This window comes from Sporomusaceae bacterium, assembly GCA_031460455.1.
Taxonomy (GTDB): Bacteria; Bacillota; Negativicutes; order Sporomusales; family UBA7701; genus Anaeroselena.
The window spans coordinates 132596-149832 of record JAVKTQ010000009.1; the positions used below are offsets into that span (position 1 = coordinate 132596).

The 17237-nt window shown below is 59.3% G+C and carries 10 protein-coding genes and 1 pseudogene; 4 read left to right on the forward strand and 7 right to left on the reverse strand.

The features are described from left to right. Positions 1-22: 22 nt before the first annotated feature. Together RIN56_14095 and RIN56_14100 are read right to left on the reverse strand one after the other, a co-directional pair. Entirely contained in the window at positions 23-1027 is a 1005-nt protein-coding gene (locus RIN56_14095) for a DUF3089 domain-containing protein (GenBank protein ID MDR7867932.1), read from the reverse strand. 159 nt (positions 1028-1186) lie between these two features. Further along, the gene (locus RIN56_14100; protein ID MDR7867933.1) at positions 1187-2362 is read right to left on the reverse strand and encodes a GHKL domain-containing protein; all 1176 of its coding nucleotides are present in this window, start codon (positions 2360-2362) and stop codon (positions 1187-1189) included. Positions 2363-2580: 218 nt separating this feature from the next. Between RIN56_14100 and RIN56_14105 the strand changes: the two genes are divergently transcribed. Both RIN56_14105 and RIN56_14110 read left to right on the forward strand, forming a co-directional pair. After that, positions 2581-3324, forward strand: a complete 744-nt coding sequence (locus RIN56_14105; GenBank protein MDR7867934.1) for a LytTR family DNA-binding domain-containing protein — start codon at positions 2581-2583, stop codon at positions 3322-3324. A gap of 212 nt (positions 3325-3536) precedes the next feature. Beyond that, the gene (locus RIN56_14110; protein ID MDR7867935.1) at positions 3537-5279 is read left to right on the forward strand and encodes a TIGR03768 family metallophosphoesterase; all 1743 of its coding nucleotides are present in this window, start codon (positions 3537-3539) and stop codon (positions 5277-5279) included. Between the two features lie 199 nt (positions 5280-5478). Here the strand turns inward: RIN56_14110 and metF are convergent, their stop codons facing one another. Then, positions 5479-6342, reverse strand: coding sequence for a methylenetetrahydrofolate reductase [NAD(P)H] (gene metF / locus RIN56_14115; GenBank protein ID MDR7867936.1), 864 nt, complete (start codon positions 6340-6342; stop codon positions 5479-5481). A 124-nt stretch (positions 6343-6466) separates the two neighbouring features. Between metF and RIN56_14120 the strand changes: the two genes are divergently transcribed. Both RIN56_14120 and RIN56_14125 read left to right on the forward strand, forming a co-directional pair. Continuing rightward, the gene (locus RIN56_14120; GenBank protein ID MDR7867937.1) at positions 6467-6601 is read left to right on the forward strand and encodes a hypothetical protein; all 135 of its coding nucleotides are present in this window, start codon (positions 6467-6469) and stop codon (positions 6599-6601) included. A gap of 283 nt (positions 6602-6884) precedes the next feature. Next, positions 6885-8831 (forward strand): PAS domain S-box protein, encoded by a 1947-nt coding sequence (locus tag RIN56_14125; protein MDR7867938.1) that lies wholly within the window; start codon positions 6885-6887, stop codon positions 8829-8831. A 105-nt stretch (positions 8832-8936) separates the two neighbouring features. Here RIN56_14125 and RIN56_14130 read toward each other — a convergent pair whose 3' ends face one another. From RIN56_14130 to glgA, 4 genes and pseudogenes are all read right to left on the reverse strand, one after another. Then, entirely contained in the window at positions 8937-9254 is a 318-nt protein-coding gene (locus RIN56_14130) for a carbohydrate-binding protein (protein MDR7867939.1), read from the reverse strand. A gap of 108 nt (positions 9255-9362) precedes the next feature. Continuing rightward, a complete protein-coding gene (malQ, locus tag RIN56_14135; protein ID MDR7867940.1) occupies positions 9363-12593 on the reverse strand; it encodes a 4-alpha-glucanotransferase in 3231 nt (1076 codons plus the stop codon). Positions 12594-12952: 359 nt separating this feature from the next. Then, positions 12953-15478, reverse strand: a complete 2526-nt coding sequence (locus tag RIN56_14140; GenBank protein ID MDR7867941.1) for a glycogen/starch/alpha-glucan phosphorylase — start codon at positions 15476-15478, stop codon at positions 12953-12955. A gap of 28 nt (positions 15479-15506) precedes the next feature. Beyond that, positions 15507-16904: pseudogene (gene glgA, locus RIN56_14145) on the reverse strand (glycogen synthase GlgA). Positions 16905-17237: the final 333 nt, after the last annotated feature.

A 17237-nucleotide genomic window follows, 5' to 3' on the forward strand; every position in this document is an offset into this window, starting at 1 on the left:
ATCGATGTATCAACCCTCGCAGCTACTCAGTAGCCGCCTGCAGAGCCAGGTATTTTCCCGTCCGTTTCGCGGCATTTTCCCGGAGATTATAGTAGTAAAACGGATAATCCAGGCTATGGTAAACCCCTTGGGGGAATACATCATTTCCCGGCGAAAATGTTTTGACGTCAGCGGTGCTGCAGATGATCACCCCTCTGGCTTTGTCGACACGGGCATCGGCATAATTTTTTACCGGTACCCAGTTTCCGGCCTTATTGAGCAGCCTCGAACCGAGACTTTGCTCTGCGGTTGCCAAGGTCTCATCCGTGGTCCAGGTTATCGGGTTTATCGCAATGCCGCCAGGCGATGTGACCGGATTTTTGCCCTTGATCACAGGCGCTTCCGTGTTATAGGAGATGATGACTCCGGTGTCGTCAGGGCCTTGCGCAAATTTCAGGTGCGGATTTTTCGCCAGGTAGTCCCCGGTAACCGAATAACCGATCACATAGGCCGCGATCATTCTTTGATACACCGCGGGATGTTCTTTCATATATTCCGCCAAAATAAGCAACATCAGGTCCGAGCCTTGGGAATGCGAGGCTAAGATAAACGGACGGCCCTGATTATAATGTTCGATATAATAGTCAAACGCAGCAAACACATCGGCTTTCGGCAGACCGCCAAGGACGGCAGCTTGCTCGTTGGCAGACAAAGATAAAGTATATGCGGCATCTGCCTGCCGGTAATAAGGAGCGTAAATATTCCCGACGGGTTCAAAAGCGGTGGCTTGTCTGCCGAGTGCTGCCTTTGCGCCTTGCACCATCGACTTGTTATCAATCTCGCAGATGTTCGGCTCATTTTTATCGACCTTTTGCCAGGCTGTCGGGTAGAGGAAGAATACATCCACCTCTTTTTCCACAGCGGCAGGTAAAGCCAGCCAACGGTCAGGCTTTGAGTAATCGATAGCCTCTTTTTCATTCGCCTGGGCCGCAAAGGTGAAACTAAACAGGAGGGCAATAACTACCAGGATAATTTTCTTTATACGCATATACACTCTCCTCTACTAATGCCCATCTTTACATCAGCATACTTATTACGACATATTTTTATCAACAAGCCCAGTAGAACCCGCAGGTTTTCGAGGAGAATTGACGAAAAAGAAGAACCATGCATCATAATGCATGGTTCTTCTTTTTCGTGGGCTGCGTTACCCGGAAGCCGCAAGGTTTTTCGGCAACTTGAGGGACACCGACACTTTGAAAATCCTTTGGTCGAAAGAACTGTCAAAGTGGCCGGCATACTTGGCCGTCAGCGCTTTCACGCTGGAAAGGCCGATTCCATGGTCCGCACCTTTTTTTGTAGAGAGCAGCCTATCCCCATCCCGAGGCAAAACAAGGCCATTGAAAGAATTGGTTATGGTAATTAATAAATGTCCTTTGGTTATTTCGCTCTTTATATCGATATAGCGCGACTCCTCGCCGCCTATTTTACTGCAGGCTTCAATGGCGTTATCCAGACAGTTGCCGAGAATAACGCATAGATCCAGTTCATCGATACCCAGGCCGTCAGGCAGGTTCAGCTCGGTGACGGTGGCGATGTTCAGCTGCTTAGCCTGTTTTAGATAATGAGCAATGAGCGCATCGGCGGATTTGTTGCTGCACACGCTGGGAAGGGAACTGTCGTCATAGATGCTGCTTAACTGGTTTAAATATTCCCGGGCAGCGGAAGCATTGTTTTTACCCAGGAACTCGGTGAGTGTCGCCAGATGATGGCGCAAATCGTGGCGAATTGCCTTGGTATCGGCAATACTGTTGTAGAGATTTTGATAGTGATCGCGCTGCAGCGCCAATTGTTTTTCCAGCGCTTGGTGCCGCTTGGTCTGGTCGATGGATCTTGCTATCAGGTAATAGGCAAAGGCCAGCAATAGCGTGCTTAATATCAGGGGAATAAAATTGGCCACCAATGAGTTTGCGCGCACACCATAAAACGACATTAATATGAACGCCAAAACGGGGAAAAAAGTGAAACTGGGATTTTGCCGGCTTATGATATCAATAATATCTCGGACAAGCGGCTTTACATATCTTCTTATTAACGGTAACGATGCCAGTTCAAGCAGAGCTCCCATCAGCATGAAGATGAATACTATTTGGTTATAAACCAATTGTTCTAAGAACAAGAAGATAAGGATGAAAAACTGCGACATGGAGAAAATCAAAAAGAAAACAAAAAGCTTAGCCTGGAGTGTTTCTTTAAAAATCAGCGCAATCGGGACTATATACAATAAGCCTACTATATAGCTGAGCAAAAAAGGATCAAGAATTACCGCTTGCAGCAAACTGCGCAGCAAGTGTTCGGCAGCCCAGGCAACAGCGAAGGCCATAATATGGCCCCCCCAATGGCCCCTTGGTGTTAAGAAAATATAAGTAAGCAAAATATTCGTTACCAGGAAGATAAAGGTGAATACAGGCGGCAAAATTGCCGTAAATTCTTGCATAAAACCTCGCCAAACTACGAAATACCCGTTGTTATCGCTTAATATAGTCCGCTGTTTTTCGCTCTGCCGCTTGCCGCGGCTAGGTTGAAGTATTATTGAGGGTTATGGTGAAGACTATGTTGATAATCGCGGTTTGTGAAGACAACAATGCTGAACGAAATGAAATATGCGCTACGCTGGAATCCTTCTTAAAGAGTCAGCAAATCAACGGCACCGTTTTCGCCTACGACAGCGCGGAAAAATTCATCTCGGCCATTGAAAGCAAAAGATTGCGGTTTGACATCGTATTTATGGACATCATCATGGGCGATATGGGCGATATGGACGGCATGACATGCGCACGCCTAATCCGCCAGTGGGACAAGCTGGTCAAAATCGTGTTTTTGACCAGTTCCACGGAGTATGTCTACGAAGGGTACGAGGTAAATGCCTCCGGCTACCTGGTAAAACCGCTGAGCACGGCGAAAGTGACCGCCTGTTTGCAAAAAACGATTGACGAATTGCAGCGCCTGGCCAAAGAAACCATCGCTGTCACCAGCGGCGGCGTAAAGCGGCGAATCCCGATTGACGACATCCTTTATCTGGAGAGCCGCAGGAACCAGGTGGAGGTTGTTCTAGCAGCGCCAGCTGAAAGATTGGTCGTTTATACCAAACTGGATGAATTCGCCCAAAGCCATCCGTCAAAAATGTGGCTCCGGCCACATCAGAGTTTTGTCGTGAATTTCCTGTATATCGAGGAATACGCCAGCGATAGTTTCGTTCTTCGTGACGGCACGGTCATCCCCATCAGCCGGACCTATAAAAATACGACCCGGGCGTCTTTTTACAATCTTTTGCATAATAAGTAGCCCTGCTTACCATGTGTCAACAGACGCATGGTTTTTTAATTTCGTCAAACCTCCTCAAAAACCTGCGATTTGTCCTTGTTCAGTTGATAAAAAGCTGTCGATTTTAGTACCATGAAGAAAATTACTGTCTATTAATTAGAGCAAGGCCCGGAAGTTTGCACCATAAATCTGTCTCAAATACAGGAGCATTACATTTTTGAGGAGGACATTTGATGAAAAACTCTAAGTTCTCACGGCGCAAATTTTTGAAGAAGACCGGACTTGCGCTGGCGGCGCTCAGCGCCCTTCCCGTCCGGCCGGCCTGGGCTGAGCAGCTGCTTGCGAATAAGTCTTTGTTAGACAATCAATCCGCCGGGGCAAGCTACCCAATAGCCGCCAAGGTTCTCACCACCCTGGAACGTACCGTTATTCCTGTCGCCGTGCCGGCTGCTTCGCCCAAGCCTCTTCCCAACGAAGTTTCCCAATACTCGCAGTATGGCTACGGCGCTTGGCAGACAGGCAGTGGTCTTGCTTTCCAAAAAAGACTTGATCTCATGCCGCCGGCCTATAGCAGCTCATCAGTCAAAAACGCGGCCACCCTTCTGCGGTTTTTTACCATGACCGACATTCATATTACCGATATGCAGTCGCCGGCCCAGACCATTTACTTTGGCCTTAAAGGCCAGCCCGGCATGTCGTCGGCGTATTCGCCGGTCATTCTTTATACAACACATGTTCTGGATGCCGCCGTTCAGACGGTCAACGCGCTGCATAAGAAAGCGGCCATCGATTTCGGTCTCTTCTTGGGTGATGCCATTAATAACTCCCAGTTCAATGAGCTGCGTTGGTATATCGATATTCTGGACGGCAAGCATATCAACCCCAATTCCGACCCTGAATCGGTCGCCCCAGCCGAATATCTGCGCCCCTTCCAGGCTGCCGGCCTTGATAAGTCGATCCCCTGGTACCAGGTTCGCGGCAATCACGACCATTTCTGGTCAGGAGTTTTCGCCCCAAATGATTACCTTAAACAGACCTTGGTCGGGGAATCCATCCTCAATATTGATGAACAGATAACTTCGGATAAGATTCTTGACACCCGCGGGTACTATATGGGCGTTGTTGACGGTTCGACCCCATATGGGGATGTCATCAAGGCAGGGCCGCAGGCTGATTTCGCCACTCCCCCCACTGTTGCCGCCAACCCTGACCGCCGCCATATTGCCAAGAATGACTGGATAGCCCAATTTTTCAATACCGCTTCAGAACCTGTAGGCCATGGATTCCCGCGGGACAGCGCCCTAACAGGCTTGGCCAATTATACTTTCGAACCCAAAGCCAACCTGCCGATCAGAGTAATCGTTCTTGACGATACCGAAAACGACGACACCGCCTTCGGTACGCGCGCCAACGGCGCCAGCGGCGCCCTTGATGAGGAGCGCTTCGCCTGGCTGGTGAAAGAACTCGACAAAGGCCAGGCCGATGGCAAGCTGATGATCATTGCCGCCCATGTTCCCATCGGGATAGGACCGATGTGGGACACCGCCTCCTCGCCCTCCGAGACGACTTTGATCGCCAAGCTGCACACCTATCCGAATCTCATCCTGTGGGTGGCGGGCCATCGCCACTACAACACCGTGACCGCCCTGCCGTCGCCTGATGCCAGCCGCCCCGAACTCGGTTTCTGGGAAGTGGAAACAGCCTCGCTGAGAGATTTCCCCCAGCAGTTTCGTATTTTCGATATTGTCCGCAACAGTGACAACTCGCTTTCGATTTTGGCCGCCAATGTCGACCCGGCAGTCACGCCGGGCTCGCCGGCCGCCATATCGCGCGCCTACAGCATTGCGGCTAATGAAATATTCGCCGGCGCGCCGCCTTACTCTCCCAGCGGGGCATACAATGCCGAACTTGTCATCCAGCTAAGCGCCGAAATGCAGGCCGTAATAAAAAACTGCGGAACACCGATTCACGGATAATCGGATAATCACGGCAGTTGGTGGAGCCACCTCCACCACCAAAACCACAAACAACAAAAAAGCCGCGTACTACGCGGCTTTTCGGCTTTTCCGGATTTGCATGGTGGAGGCGAGGTGCGCCGGACCCTCTCCATTTTACTGGTTTGTTATTTTTCAAAAAGCTCCCGGACTTTCGTCCGGGAGCTTTTTATCTTCGGCGCTACGCTCGGCCGATATTCTCCATGATCTGCTTCGTCTGCTTCGCCTTATTCATCGTATACAGGTGGATGCCGTCCACCTTGTTCGCTAAGAGGTCGATGATCTGCTCCGAGGCGTATTCAATGCCCGCCTTCTCCATATCGGCCGGCACGGCGCCGTATTTGTCCATCAGCGCCGAGAGCTTCGCCGGGATGGCCGAGCCGCACAGCGACGTTATCCTCTTTATCTGCGACGCGCTCAGCACAGGCATGATGCCGGCCGCCACCGGGCAGGCGATCCCCTGTCGCCGGATTTTGTCCATGAAGCTGTAAAAAAACGCGTTGTCGAAAAACAGCTGGGTGATGAGAAGATCGACCCCCTGCTCCACCTTCAGCCGCAGGTATTCCACGTCTTGGTCGACGTCGCGGCACTCCAGGTGCCCCTCGGGGTAAGCCGCCGCCGCCACGCTGAAACAGTCGCGACCCCGCACGTGCCTGACGAGATCCTTGGCGTACGGGAAGCCGTCCGCGGGCGGCACATATGCTTCGTCTCCCGCCGGCGGATCGCCGCGCAGCGCGAGGATATTCTCCACCCCTAAAGCCTGCAACTTGTCGAGCACCGCGTCGATCGTCGCCGCCGTCGCCCCCACGCACGTCAGGTGGGCCACAGTCTCCATGCCGTAACCGTTCTTCACCTTATCGACGATCTCTATCGACCGCGCCGAGCTCGAACCGCCCGCCCCGTAAGTCACACTGATATAAGCGGGGTTTAGCCCCTTCAGCTCCTCCAGCGTGGCGAAAACGGTATCGAGCGGGAAATCGGGCTTCGGCGGGAAAATCTCGAACGAAATGACCGGTTTCCCGGTAAACAGCTCGCGAATCTTCATCGTGTTACCCCCGTCCGTCCGGTAAATAAATATGTAATAGGGGAATAATAACCCGCGACCGCCTATTTTGTCAAGACAAATTCCGCCAAAAACGCCGAAAAAAAGCCGAGGAGGTGGCTAAAAAATGGTCAAGCCCCGCAACCCCGAAAAAGACCCCGCGGCTGACAGAGCCAACGCGCGGGAAGGCTACGGCGCCGGTAACCCCGAACCGGCCCAATTCAAAGCGGGAGTAGGCAAAAACGGCAAAAAACGCTCCTGAGGCGTGTTTACGGGCGCATTCTGGACAGACTATATTGCCGGAGGTGAAAGTATGGGCTTCAAAGACCTGCCGGGCGGCCAGAACGCCAAGGCCAAAAACAGCCGCGCCGAACTCGCCGGCGAAATATCCCCCCCGAAAAAAGAATCCCCCAAAGACAAATGATCTCTCCCACGGGGCGGCCCAGGCCGCCCCGTTCTGTTTTCCGGACCTGCGACAGGAAAATGTAGATTTATGTCGAACGGAATTCTGGTATAAACGTTAATCCCGCGCTCAGGGGGTTAGTATGCAGCATCCGATTGCCGACAAGCACGCAGCCGCCGGAAACCGCTCAGGGTTCGCGGCCCAGTTGCTCCAATTCCTTTTCCGCACCAGCAGAGACCTGCTCTTCGTCGTCGAATACCACGGCCCCGATAAACCGGCCGTCCTCACGGATGTAAACGATATCGCCTGCGAGAGGCTCGGCTACACCCGCCGGGAACTGATCGACCTCTACCCCGGCGGCGTCATGACCCCCGAAACGGCGGCCAAGCTGCCCTCGGTCCGGGCCAGGCTGCTTGAAGGGGAAGCCGTACGGGAGGACTTGATCCTCGTCGCGAAAAACGGCGCGACGATACCAGCCGAACTCAACGCCGACCTCATCAACTACCGGGGTAAAAAAGTCATCCTCGGCATCTGCCGCGACATCTCCGACCAGCAGAGTCTGGAAGGCGCCTGGCACGGCCTCCTGAAAGGCCTCGAAACCGAAGTTGCCCAGCGCACCGCCGAACTCATGGACATCAACCGCCAGCTCCAGGCGGAAATCCTCGAACGGGCCGGCGCCGAGGAAGCGCTGGCCGAAAAAGAACGGCAGCTCCGCCTCATCACCGACAACATGCTCGACATCGTCGTCCAGGTCGACCCTGCCGGCGTTATAAAGTTTGTCAGTCCCTCCTGCTACACCATGCTCGGCCACCAACCCTCCGCCGTTCTCGGCAAACCCATGCTCGACTTCATCCACCCCGACGATGTTGAATTCGTCAGCGCCGATTTCCGGCAGATACTGAACAACGGCGCCCCGATCGGCGCCCAATACCGGGTGCGTCATGCCGCCGGCCATTGGGTATGGGCGGAGAGCATCTCCAAAAGCATAATTGACGAGCAGGGCAACATCCTGGGGACGGTCACCTGCTGCCGGGACATAACCAGCCGCAAACGCATCGAGCAACAGCTCAAATACCAGGCCATCCGCGACCCTATCACCGGCCTCCACAATCGCACCTACTTCGAAATCGAGATGGCCCGCCTCACCAACCCCGAACTCCAGCCTGTCGGCCTCATCATCTGCGACCTCGACGGCCTAAAATACATCAACGACACCCTCGGACACGATGTCGGCGACCAACTGCTCGCCAACCTCGCCGACCTCATCCGCGACCCCTTCAGCGACGACGAAGTCGTCGCCCGCATCGGCGGCGACGAATTCGCCGTCATCCTCCCCCAAGCCGACGAAGCCTCGCTGGCCGCCGCCCGCGGACGCATCAACGCCACCATCGAAGCCTACAACAGTAAAAACCCGACCATCCCCCTCTGCGTCTCGGTCGGTACGGCCATCACCGGCCCCACGCTCAGCATCCACGGCCTCTTCAAAGAAGCCGACAACTCCATGTACCGGGAAAAACTCCTTAGCCAGCACTCCAGCCGCAGCTCGGTCGTCCAGGCCCTCAAAAAGGCGCTCGAAGTGCGCGACTTCGTGACCGAAGGCCACGCCACCCGGCTCCGCGACCTCACCCTCCGGCTGGCGAAAGCCTGCGGCTTCCCCGACTACAAACACACCGACCTCTGCCTGTTCGCCGAATTCCACGACATCGGCAAAGTCGGCATTCCCGATCATATCCTCTTCAAACCGGAACAACTCACCCTGGGGGAGCTCAAAGTCATGCGCAGCCACGCCGAAATCGGCCACCGCATCGCCATCTCCACCCCCGACCTTGAACCCATCGCCGACTGGATCCTCAAACACCACGAATGGTGGAACGGCAAAGGCTATCCCCTCGGCCTCAAAGGCGCGAAAATCCCCATCGAATGCCGGATGCTGGCCATCGCCGACGCCTACGACGCCATGACCAACGACAGGCCCTACCGCAAAGCCATACCGCCGGCCGAAGCGCTGGCCGAAATCAAACGTTGCGCCGGCACCCAGTTCGACCCCGACCTCGCCGAACAGTTCGCCCTCCTGCTCGCCCCCGCCTGACCAAAGAGCCGCCCACAATACCGCCCCCGCCCCCATCGCCATAAAAAGGCTTCCGGATTAAATCCGGAAGCCTTTTTCCTTTAACCAATACCCTCTGCGGCGCTTTTAATGGGAAACCTCAATCGAATAATTCGCCCCGGAATTGTTGTCCCAGTGGCCGGCGCTGTCGTGGAAGCAAAGGTTGAGCGAATTGGTCGCGGCCACCGGCACGGCGGCGGCGAAGCCGGTTGCGGTGCGCACCATTTTGTAATCGAGCGCGCCTTCCCAGGCGGCCCCGAAACCGAAGCGGACATACAGCCGATCCGCACCGTTATTGGCGAGAAGGCCGTTGTAGACGACCTTTACGGTTTCGCCTTTTGATGGGAAGGCGGGGCGCACTAAGAGGCCGTTGGCGGCGTATTTCCGGTTGATATGGCGGGTCATGGCGGTCATCCTCCCCTTCTGGCATTGTCTGGCGTTAGCAAACATTTCCCCTGGCATTTTTCTCTGGCATGTCTCTGTCATTTAGTATGCCCGCGGGAGGGCGGATTGTCACCGGCCATATTTTGCCGTCAGGGCGGCAAGCTTGGCGGCGAGTTCCGGCGTTATGTCGCCTTCATTATACCGCCACGCCCAGTTGTGACCGCCGACCGTGCCGGGGATGTTCATGCGCGCCTCGCTGCCGAGGCCGAGGATGTCCTGGAGGGGAATAACGGCCAGGCAGGCGGCCGCCTCGTAGGCTGTTTCGATGTACCGCCAGCCGTCGGCGCTGTCGTCGCCCGTCCTTTGACGATGCCAGCCGAGGACGGTGTCGTTGTCGTGGGTGCCGGTGTAGACGGCGGCGTTGTCCTCGCCGTCCGGCCAGTCGCCGCCTTCGAGGGCGAACTGGAGGATCTTCATGCCGGGGAGGGCGAACTTGTCGCGCAGGCTTTCGACGGCCGGGGTGATGACGCCGAGGTCTTCGGCGATGACGGGCAGGCGGCCGAAGTGTTTTTCCATCGCGGCGAAGAAGGGCGCGCCGGGGCCTTTGACCCACTCGCCCCGTTCGGCGGTCGCCTCGCCGTACGGCACGGCCCAGAAGGCTTCGAAGCCGCGGAAGTGGTCGATGCGGACGGCGTCGGCCAGCCTGAAGGCCTGGGCTAGCCGCTCCCGCCACCAGCGGTAGCCGTCGGCGGCCATGGCGTCCCAGTCGTAGAGGGGGTTGCCCCACAATTGGCCGGTGGCGCTGAAGTAGTCGGGGGGGACGCCGGCGACGGCCAGCGGCCGGCCGGCTTTATCGAGTTGGAAGAGATGGCGATTGGCCCATACGTCGGCCGAGTCGGCGGCGACGAAGATGGGCAGGTCGCCGATAATTTTAACGCCTTTAGAGTTGGCGTAAGCCTTGAGGGCTAGCCACTGGGCGAAGAAAATATACTGTTCGCGGCGGCGGCGTTCGATGTCGCCCGCGAGCGACGGACCATAGCGCTCGGCAGCGCCCGGCTCCCATTCCGTCCAGGGGAGGCCGCCGAAGTTGTCCTTGAGGGCGGCGTAGGTGGCGTAGTTGTCGAGCCACAGGGCATTTTCGGCGAGGAAGGCGGGGTAGCCGGCCTCGTCGACGGCTATCTCCGGCGAGATGAGGCCGGGGCTGCCGGCGAAGGCCGAGGCGCTCTGGTAGGGCGAACCGCCCCAGCCGGGCGGGTTCAGGGGCAGTATCTGCCACCATTTCTGGCCGGCGGCGGCCAGCCAGTCGACGAAGCGGTAGGCGGACGGCCCGAGGTCGCCGCCGGGCAGCGAGGAGGGATGAAGGAGTACGCCGGCGGCGCGGGCGAAGGCGGGCGGGTCTTCGCGGCGCTTGAGGAGGACGGCGCCGGACAGCGGCCCGAGGACGAGGCTTAGTTTGCCGTCCCGCACGCCCACCGGCTGGTAGCCGGCGAGGGCGTTGTAGAGTTCGCCGGCGGCGTAGTCGCTGATGTCGAGGTCGAGGCGGACAGGCTCGCGGGGCGAGCGGTTGAGGAGAATGATGGCGGTATTGGGTTTTTCCGGGCGGCCGAAGGCGTCGCGGCCGCGGCCGATGCGGCGGATGTAGCCGTAGACGTCGCTTTTTGCGTACAGGGGCAGCCACTCGCCGCCGCGGAGGACGGCGTGCCGGTGGCGGAGGGCGGTCAGCTTGCGGTACCAGGCGACGAGGTCGCCGTCTTCCGCTCCCCAGGGGTAGGTGGCGCGGTTGAAGGGGTCGGTGTAGCCTTCGACGCCGGCTTCGTCGCCGTAGTAGACGCAGGGGGCGCCAGGGAAGGTCATCTGGAAGAGGGCGAGGAGCTTGAGGCGGGCGAGGCCGAGGCGGCGCTGCTCCGGCGGCAGGCGGTAGCGGGCCTGGTCGATGATGGTCATCTTGTCCGGGGAGGGGGCTTCGCCGAGGAGGGTGAGGGCGCGCGGCACGTCGTGGCTGCCGAGGAGGTTCATCGCGGCGTAGAAGTTCTCGCGGGGGTAGTTCTCGTACAGGCTCATGAGGGCGGCGTGAACTTCCTGCGCGTCTCTGCGGCCGAGGGCGAAGTCGAGGAGGATGGCGCGGAAGGGGTAGCCGGTGGCGGCGTCGAGGCCGTCGCCCCAGAAGTACTGCCGCCGGTGGCTGTAGCTCTCCTTGTTGGAGGCGTCTTCCCATACCTCGCCGATGAGGACGGCGTCAGGGTCTTCCTGTTTGAGCACCGCCCGCAGGCGGGCGATGAATTCGTCGGGCAGTTCGTCGGCGACGTCGAGACGCCAGCCTTTGACGCCGAGCCGCGCCCAGTGGCGGACGACGCTGTCGTGGGCTTCGATGATGTAGTCGACGTAGGAGGGCTCCAGTTCGTTCACGTTGGGCAGCGTACCGATACCCCACCAGGATTCGTACTGATCGGGCCAGTGGCTGAAGCGGTACCATTTGTAGTAGGGCGAATCCTTGGACTGGTAGGCTCCCGGTCCGGGGTAGCGGCCGTCACGGTTGAAGTAGATGCTGTCGCTGCCGGTGTGGCTGAAGACGCCGTCGAGGATTACCTTCATGCCGAGTTCGCCGGCGCGGGCGCATAGCGCGGCGAACTCGGCGTTGTCGCCGAACATCGGGTCGATGGTTTTGTAGTCGCCGGTGTCGTATTTGTGGTTGCTGGGCGACTCGAAGACAGGGTTGAAGTAGAGGGCGGTGACGCCGAGGTCCTGGAGGTAGGGCAGCTTGGCGAGGACGCCCTTGAGGTTGCCGCCGAAGAAGTCGTAGGCGAAGATGGCGCCGGTGCGCATGTCGCGGACGTAAAAGGGGATGGCGTCCCAGTAGGGATGGATGAGGCTGGCCTTCGGGGGGGTCATTATGGCGCCGTCCGGATTACCGTTATAGAAGCGGTCGACGAAGATCTGGTAGATGACGGCGTCCTTGAGCCACTGCGGCGTTTTGGCGTCCGACCGGTGGACGGTTATCTGCCAGGCGGCCGGGGCGTAGTCGTAGATCTGGCCGCGGCCGCCGCGGCGGGCGGGGTTATTGCCGTAGTAGAATGTGCGGCCGTGGCGGTGGAGGAGGAAGGAGTACCACAACAGGCCGGGGGCGGCGGGGGCGGCGATTTCGGCCTGGTAGACGCGGCTGTCGCCTTCTTCGCGCCACAGGGCCATGGTGATGTCGCTGTCGCCCTTGCCGTCCTGCCAGACGCGGAGGAGGGCGGCGTCGGGCCGGTCGGGGGTGCGGACGGCGAGGCGGAGGGTGACGGGCGTGCGACAAGAAACAGCCCCGAAAGGGCTGCGGTAGAAGTTGTTATGGGAGTCGTGGAGGAGCCAGTCGTTGTCCATGCGTCACCTGTGCCTTGTTTTGATTCTTGTTTCGGTGCTATGGCTGCGCCGGTGGCGGGTTCGGGTTTGCCACACGCTGCGCCGGCGGTCTTAGCAGAGAGCCGAAAACGACAAGCGTAGCGCAGGCGGTTCGTGCGATTCGCTATGCAGGGCGAACTAAGCTCGTCGCCGACGACTGGCCGTACGTCGCTAACGGTCTCCTGACCGATAGCGGCTCGCTCGCCGTCCATGGCTCGCGCCGGCCGTCGTTACCGGCTCTCTCGCTAAGTAGCGGCCGCCTTGCTCGCTACCGTGGCTGCACCCGTACCCGCCAACGGCGCGAAGCCTTTTTGACCAAAAGAAGTACAACAGATACGACGCTAATTATATGTGGCGTTGGAGAGGGTGGCTTGAAGGGCGGGGCGGTGGGATAGGGTGCAGCCGCTCTGGGCGCGGGCGAAGGCGTCGTCGGCGCTGCAGTAGCAGCGGACGGGGGCTTCGGGGCGCAGTCGCCAGATGTCGACGGCGTATTCGGTGAAGGTGCGGTCGCCGGAGAATTTGCCGGAGTGGGCGATGTTGCGGATGGCCATGTCGAGCCAGCGACGGCGGTCGCGGTAGCGGCGCTCCAGCTCTTTCTGGGCGTCGACGTAGGCGGCGAAGTCTTTGAGGACGAGGAAGTGGTCGCCGTGGTGGAGGAAGGAGTCGAAGATGGGGCGGTATTCGTCCGGGCCGCCAGGCAGGAAGCCGCTCACCAGCTGGTCGAGGACGGTCCGGACGCGCTCGTCGCCGTTATAGATATCCCAGGGGTTGTAGCCGCCGCGCTCGTAGATGGCGAGGACTTCGTCGGCGGTGAGGCCGAAGGTGATGATGTTGTCTTCGCCGACGGCGTTCAGGATTTCGATGTTGCCGCCGTCGAGGGTGCCGATGATGACCGCGCCGTTCATGATGAATTTCATGTTGCCGGTGCCGCAGGCTTCGCGGCTGGCGGTGGGTATCTGCTCGCTGACGTCGGTGGCCGGCAGGAGCAGTTCGAGGAGGGAGACGTTGTAGTTTTCGAGGAAGATCACCTTGATTTTGTCATTGATGCTCTTGTCGTTGTTGACGACTGCGGCCAAGTCGTTGATGAATTTGATGGCGAGCTTGGCGAGGCGGTACGCGGGCGCGGCCTTGCCGCCGAAGATGAAGGCGCGGGGGGTTATGTCCATGCCGGGGTCGGCCTTGAGCCGGTTGTAGAGGTGCATGATGTGGAAGGCGTTCATGGTCTGGCGCTTGTAGCCGTGGATGCGCTTGACGTGGGTGTCGAAGATGGCGTCGGGGTCGACCTTGAGGCCGGTGGTGTCCCTGATATGGGCGGCCAGCTTGCCTTTATGGTAGCGGCGGAGGGCGGCGAATTTGTCCTGGAAGGCCGCGTCTGTGGCGTGAGGCAGCAGGCCGAGGAGATCGCAGGGGTACTGAACCCACTGCGGGCCGACGGTCTCGGCGAGGAGGTCGGCGAGCTGGGGATTGGCTTTGACGAGGAAGCGGCGGTGGGTGACGCCGTTGGTTTTGTTGGTGAATTTGTCGGGGTAGAACTGGTGGAAGTTGCTCATGACCCGTTCTTTGAGGATGCGGGTGTGGAGCTGGGCGACGCCGTTGACGCTGTGGCTGCCGGCGATGGCGAGGTGGGCCATGTGGATCCGTCCGTCGGCCACGACGGCCATTGAACGGATGCGGTCCCAGTCGCCGGGGTAGCGCTGCCACAGTTCGCGGCAGAAGCGTTCGTTGATTTCGTTGACGATAATGAAGAGGCGCGGCAGGAGGGCCTGGAATAGATCGACGGGCCACGTTTCGAGGGCTTCGGGGAGGATGGTGTGGTTTGTGTAGGAGATGGTAGCGACGGTGAGGCTCCAGGCTTCGTCCCAGCCCATGCCGTGCTCGTCGATGAGGAGGCGCATGAGCTCGGGGACGGCCAGCGCCGGATGGGTGTCGTTGATGTGGACGGCGACATACTCGCTGAGGCGGGAGAGGAGTATGTCCCGGCGGATCAGGTCGGCGAGGATGGACTGGAGGCTGGCGCTGGTGAGGAAGTAGTGCTGTTTGAGCCTCAGCGCCCGGCCGTCGTGGGTGGAGTCGTCGGGGTAGAGGACGCTGGTGATGGTTTCGACGTCGTTTTTGTATTCGATGGTTTTGAGGCAGTCGTTGCGATTGGTGGCCGAGCAGATGAAGTCGGTGCGGTGCGGCTCGGCGCTCCAGAGGCGGAGGGTGTTGACGGTGTCGCTCCGGTAGCCGACCATGGGAACGTCGTAGGGGACGGCCAGCACTGTTTCGTAGTTTTCGTGACGGTAGCGGAGCTTGCCGTTGAGTTCGGCGGCGACGGCGCCGCCGAAGCGGATGTCGACGGCTTCGCCCTCGCGGCGGAATTCGTAGATGAAGCCGGTTTTGAGCCAGTCGTCGGGGACTTCGATCTGCCGGCCGCCGACGATGCCCTGCTCGAAGAAGCCGTAGCGGTACCTGAGGCCGCAGCCGTGGCCGGGAAGCCCTTCGGCGGCCATGGAGTCGAGGTAGCAGGCGGCGAGGCGGCCGAGGCCGCCGTTACCCAGGCCGGGGTCTTCTTCGCTGTCGAGGAGGGCGCCGAGGTCGACGCCGAGGTCGAAGAGGGCGGCGGCGACGGTGTCGCGGATGCCGAGGTTGATAAGGTACATGTCGGTGAGACGGCCGAGGAGGAACTCAATAGACAGGTAGTAGACCTGCTTCTCCTGGCGCTGGCGGCTGCGCGACTGCAGCCACCGCCGGCCAATACTGTCCCGGATGAGGCTGCTGAGCGCCTGGTACCTCTCGCCGTCGGTCGTCTCTTCGAGCGGTTTGCCGTGCAGCTGCGCCACTTTGTCCTGATACTGCCGTTGGAATTCTTCTTTGTCGATGTGCATGGGCGGCCTCCTTGACGACGAGTTGGTCGTATAGTTCGCTGTAGCGCCGCGCCGATCTCTCCCAGCCATAGTCGCCGCTCATGGCGGCTTTGACGAGGGAGCGCCAGGCGGGCCGGTCGCTGTAGTGGGAGAGCGCCCAGCGCAGGGTGTGGAGCAGGTCGTGGGCGTTGTAGTTGGCGAAGCTGAAGCCGTTGCCTTCGCCGGTGTACTGGTTGAAGGGACGGACGGTGTCGCGCAGGCCGCCGGTCTCGCGGACGAGCGGCAGGGCGCCGTAGCGCATGGCGGCGAGCTGGGCGAGGCCGCAGGGCTCGAAGAGCGAGGGCATGAGGAAGAGGTCGGCGGCGGCGAGGATGCGGCGGTACATGGCGTCGTCGAAGGGGAGGACGGTGGCCTGGCCGGGGTGGCGGAAGGCGAGGTCGTGGAAGAAGGCGCGGTACCAGTCTTCGCCGTCGCCCATGACGACGAGCTGGAGGTCCATGGCGAGCATTTCCCCGGCGACGCGGATGATGAGGTCGAACCCTTTCTGGCGGACGAGCCGGGCGACGACGGCGACGAGCGGCGTTTCGGCCCTGACGGCCAGGCCGAGCGCTTCCTGGAGCCTGAGCTTGTTTTCCCGCTTGCCCTCCAGGCAGCCGTTAGTGCCGTAGCGGTGGAATAGGTGAGGATCGGCCGCAGGGTCGTAGGTTTCGCTGTCGATGCCGTTGAGGATGCCGGTAAGGTCGCCGCCCCGCTTTCTGAGCAGGCCGTCGAGCATTTCGCCGTGGAAGGGGTGGCGGATCTCTTCGGCGTAGCTGGGGCTGACGGTGGTGACGCGGTCGGCGTAGGCGATGCCGGCTTTCATGAAGCTGATCTGGTCGTAGAATTCGACGCCGTCCGGGGTGAAGTGCTCCCAGCCGAGGTCGACGATGTCGCCCATGACGGTTTTGGCGAAGATGCCCTGGTGCTTGAGGTTGTGGATGGTGAAGACGGTGCGGGCGCTGCCGCCGTGGGCGGCCAGATAAGCGGGGATGAGGCCGGCGTGCCAGTCGTGGCAGTGGAGGATGTCGGGCCGGAAGGCGAGGTGGGGCAGGGCTGCGAGGACGGCGCGGGCGAAGTAGGCGTAGCGCTCGGCTTCGTCGTAGTGGCCGTAGAGGCGCGGGCGGTCGAAGTAGTAGCGGTTGTCGAGGAAATAAAAAGGCACGTCCCGGTGCCTGAGGGCGTGGAGGCCGCAGTATTGCCGCCGCCAGCCTACCGGGACGGTTATCTCTGTGACGGGAGCCATCGCCGCCCGCAGGCCGGGCGGGACGGCGCCGTAGAGGGGCATTATGACTCTGGCGTCGATACCCAGCCGCCGGAGCGCGCCGGGCAGGGAGCCGACGACTTCGCCCAGGCCGCCGCTTTTGGCGAAGGGCGCGGCTTCGGCGGCGGCGAACAGTACTGTTGTCATGGGCGGTCATCGTTCCTTCTTTCGTGATGGATTTTGGCACGTTAGGATTATTGTATGCCGCGGGACGGTATGTTTATGCGCCGGGAAAAAGAAAAAAGCCCGCGATGGTGCGGGGGCGATAGTCGGGCGCAAAAATATTTTTTGGTGAAAATACCGCTTTGGACGAAAAGTGGACTTTTAGTGGACTGTTTGACAAAAAAGCGTGATATGATGATATCGTCAAGAAGACCGCCGAAAGTGGACTGAACCCTATCCAATAGACACGAATAAAGAGGCCTATCGCAGGATTTCATGAAATTACGCAGACTGACGTCGTTGTTCAAGCGGCGTCAG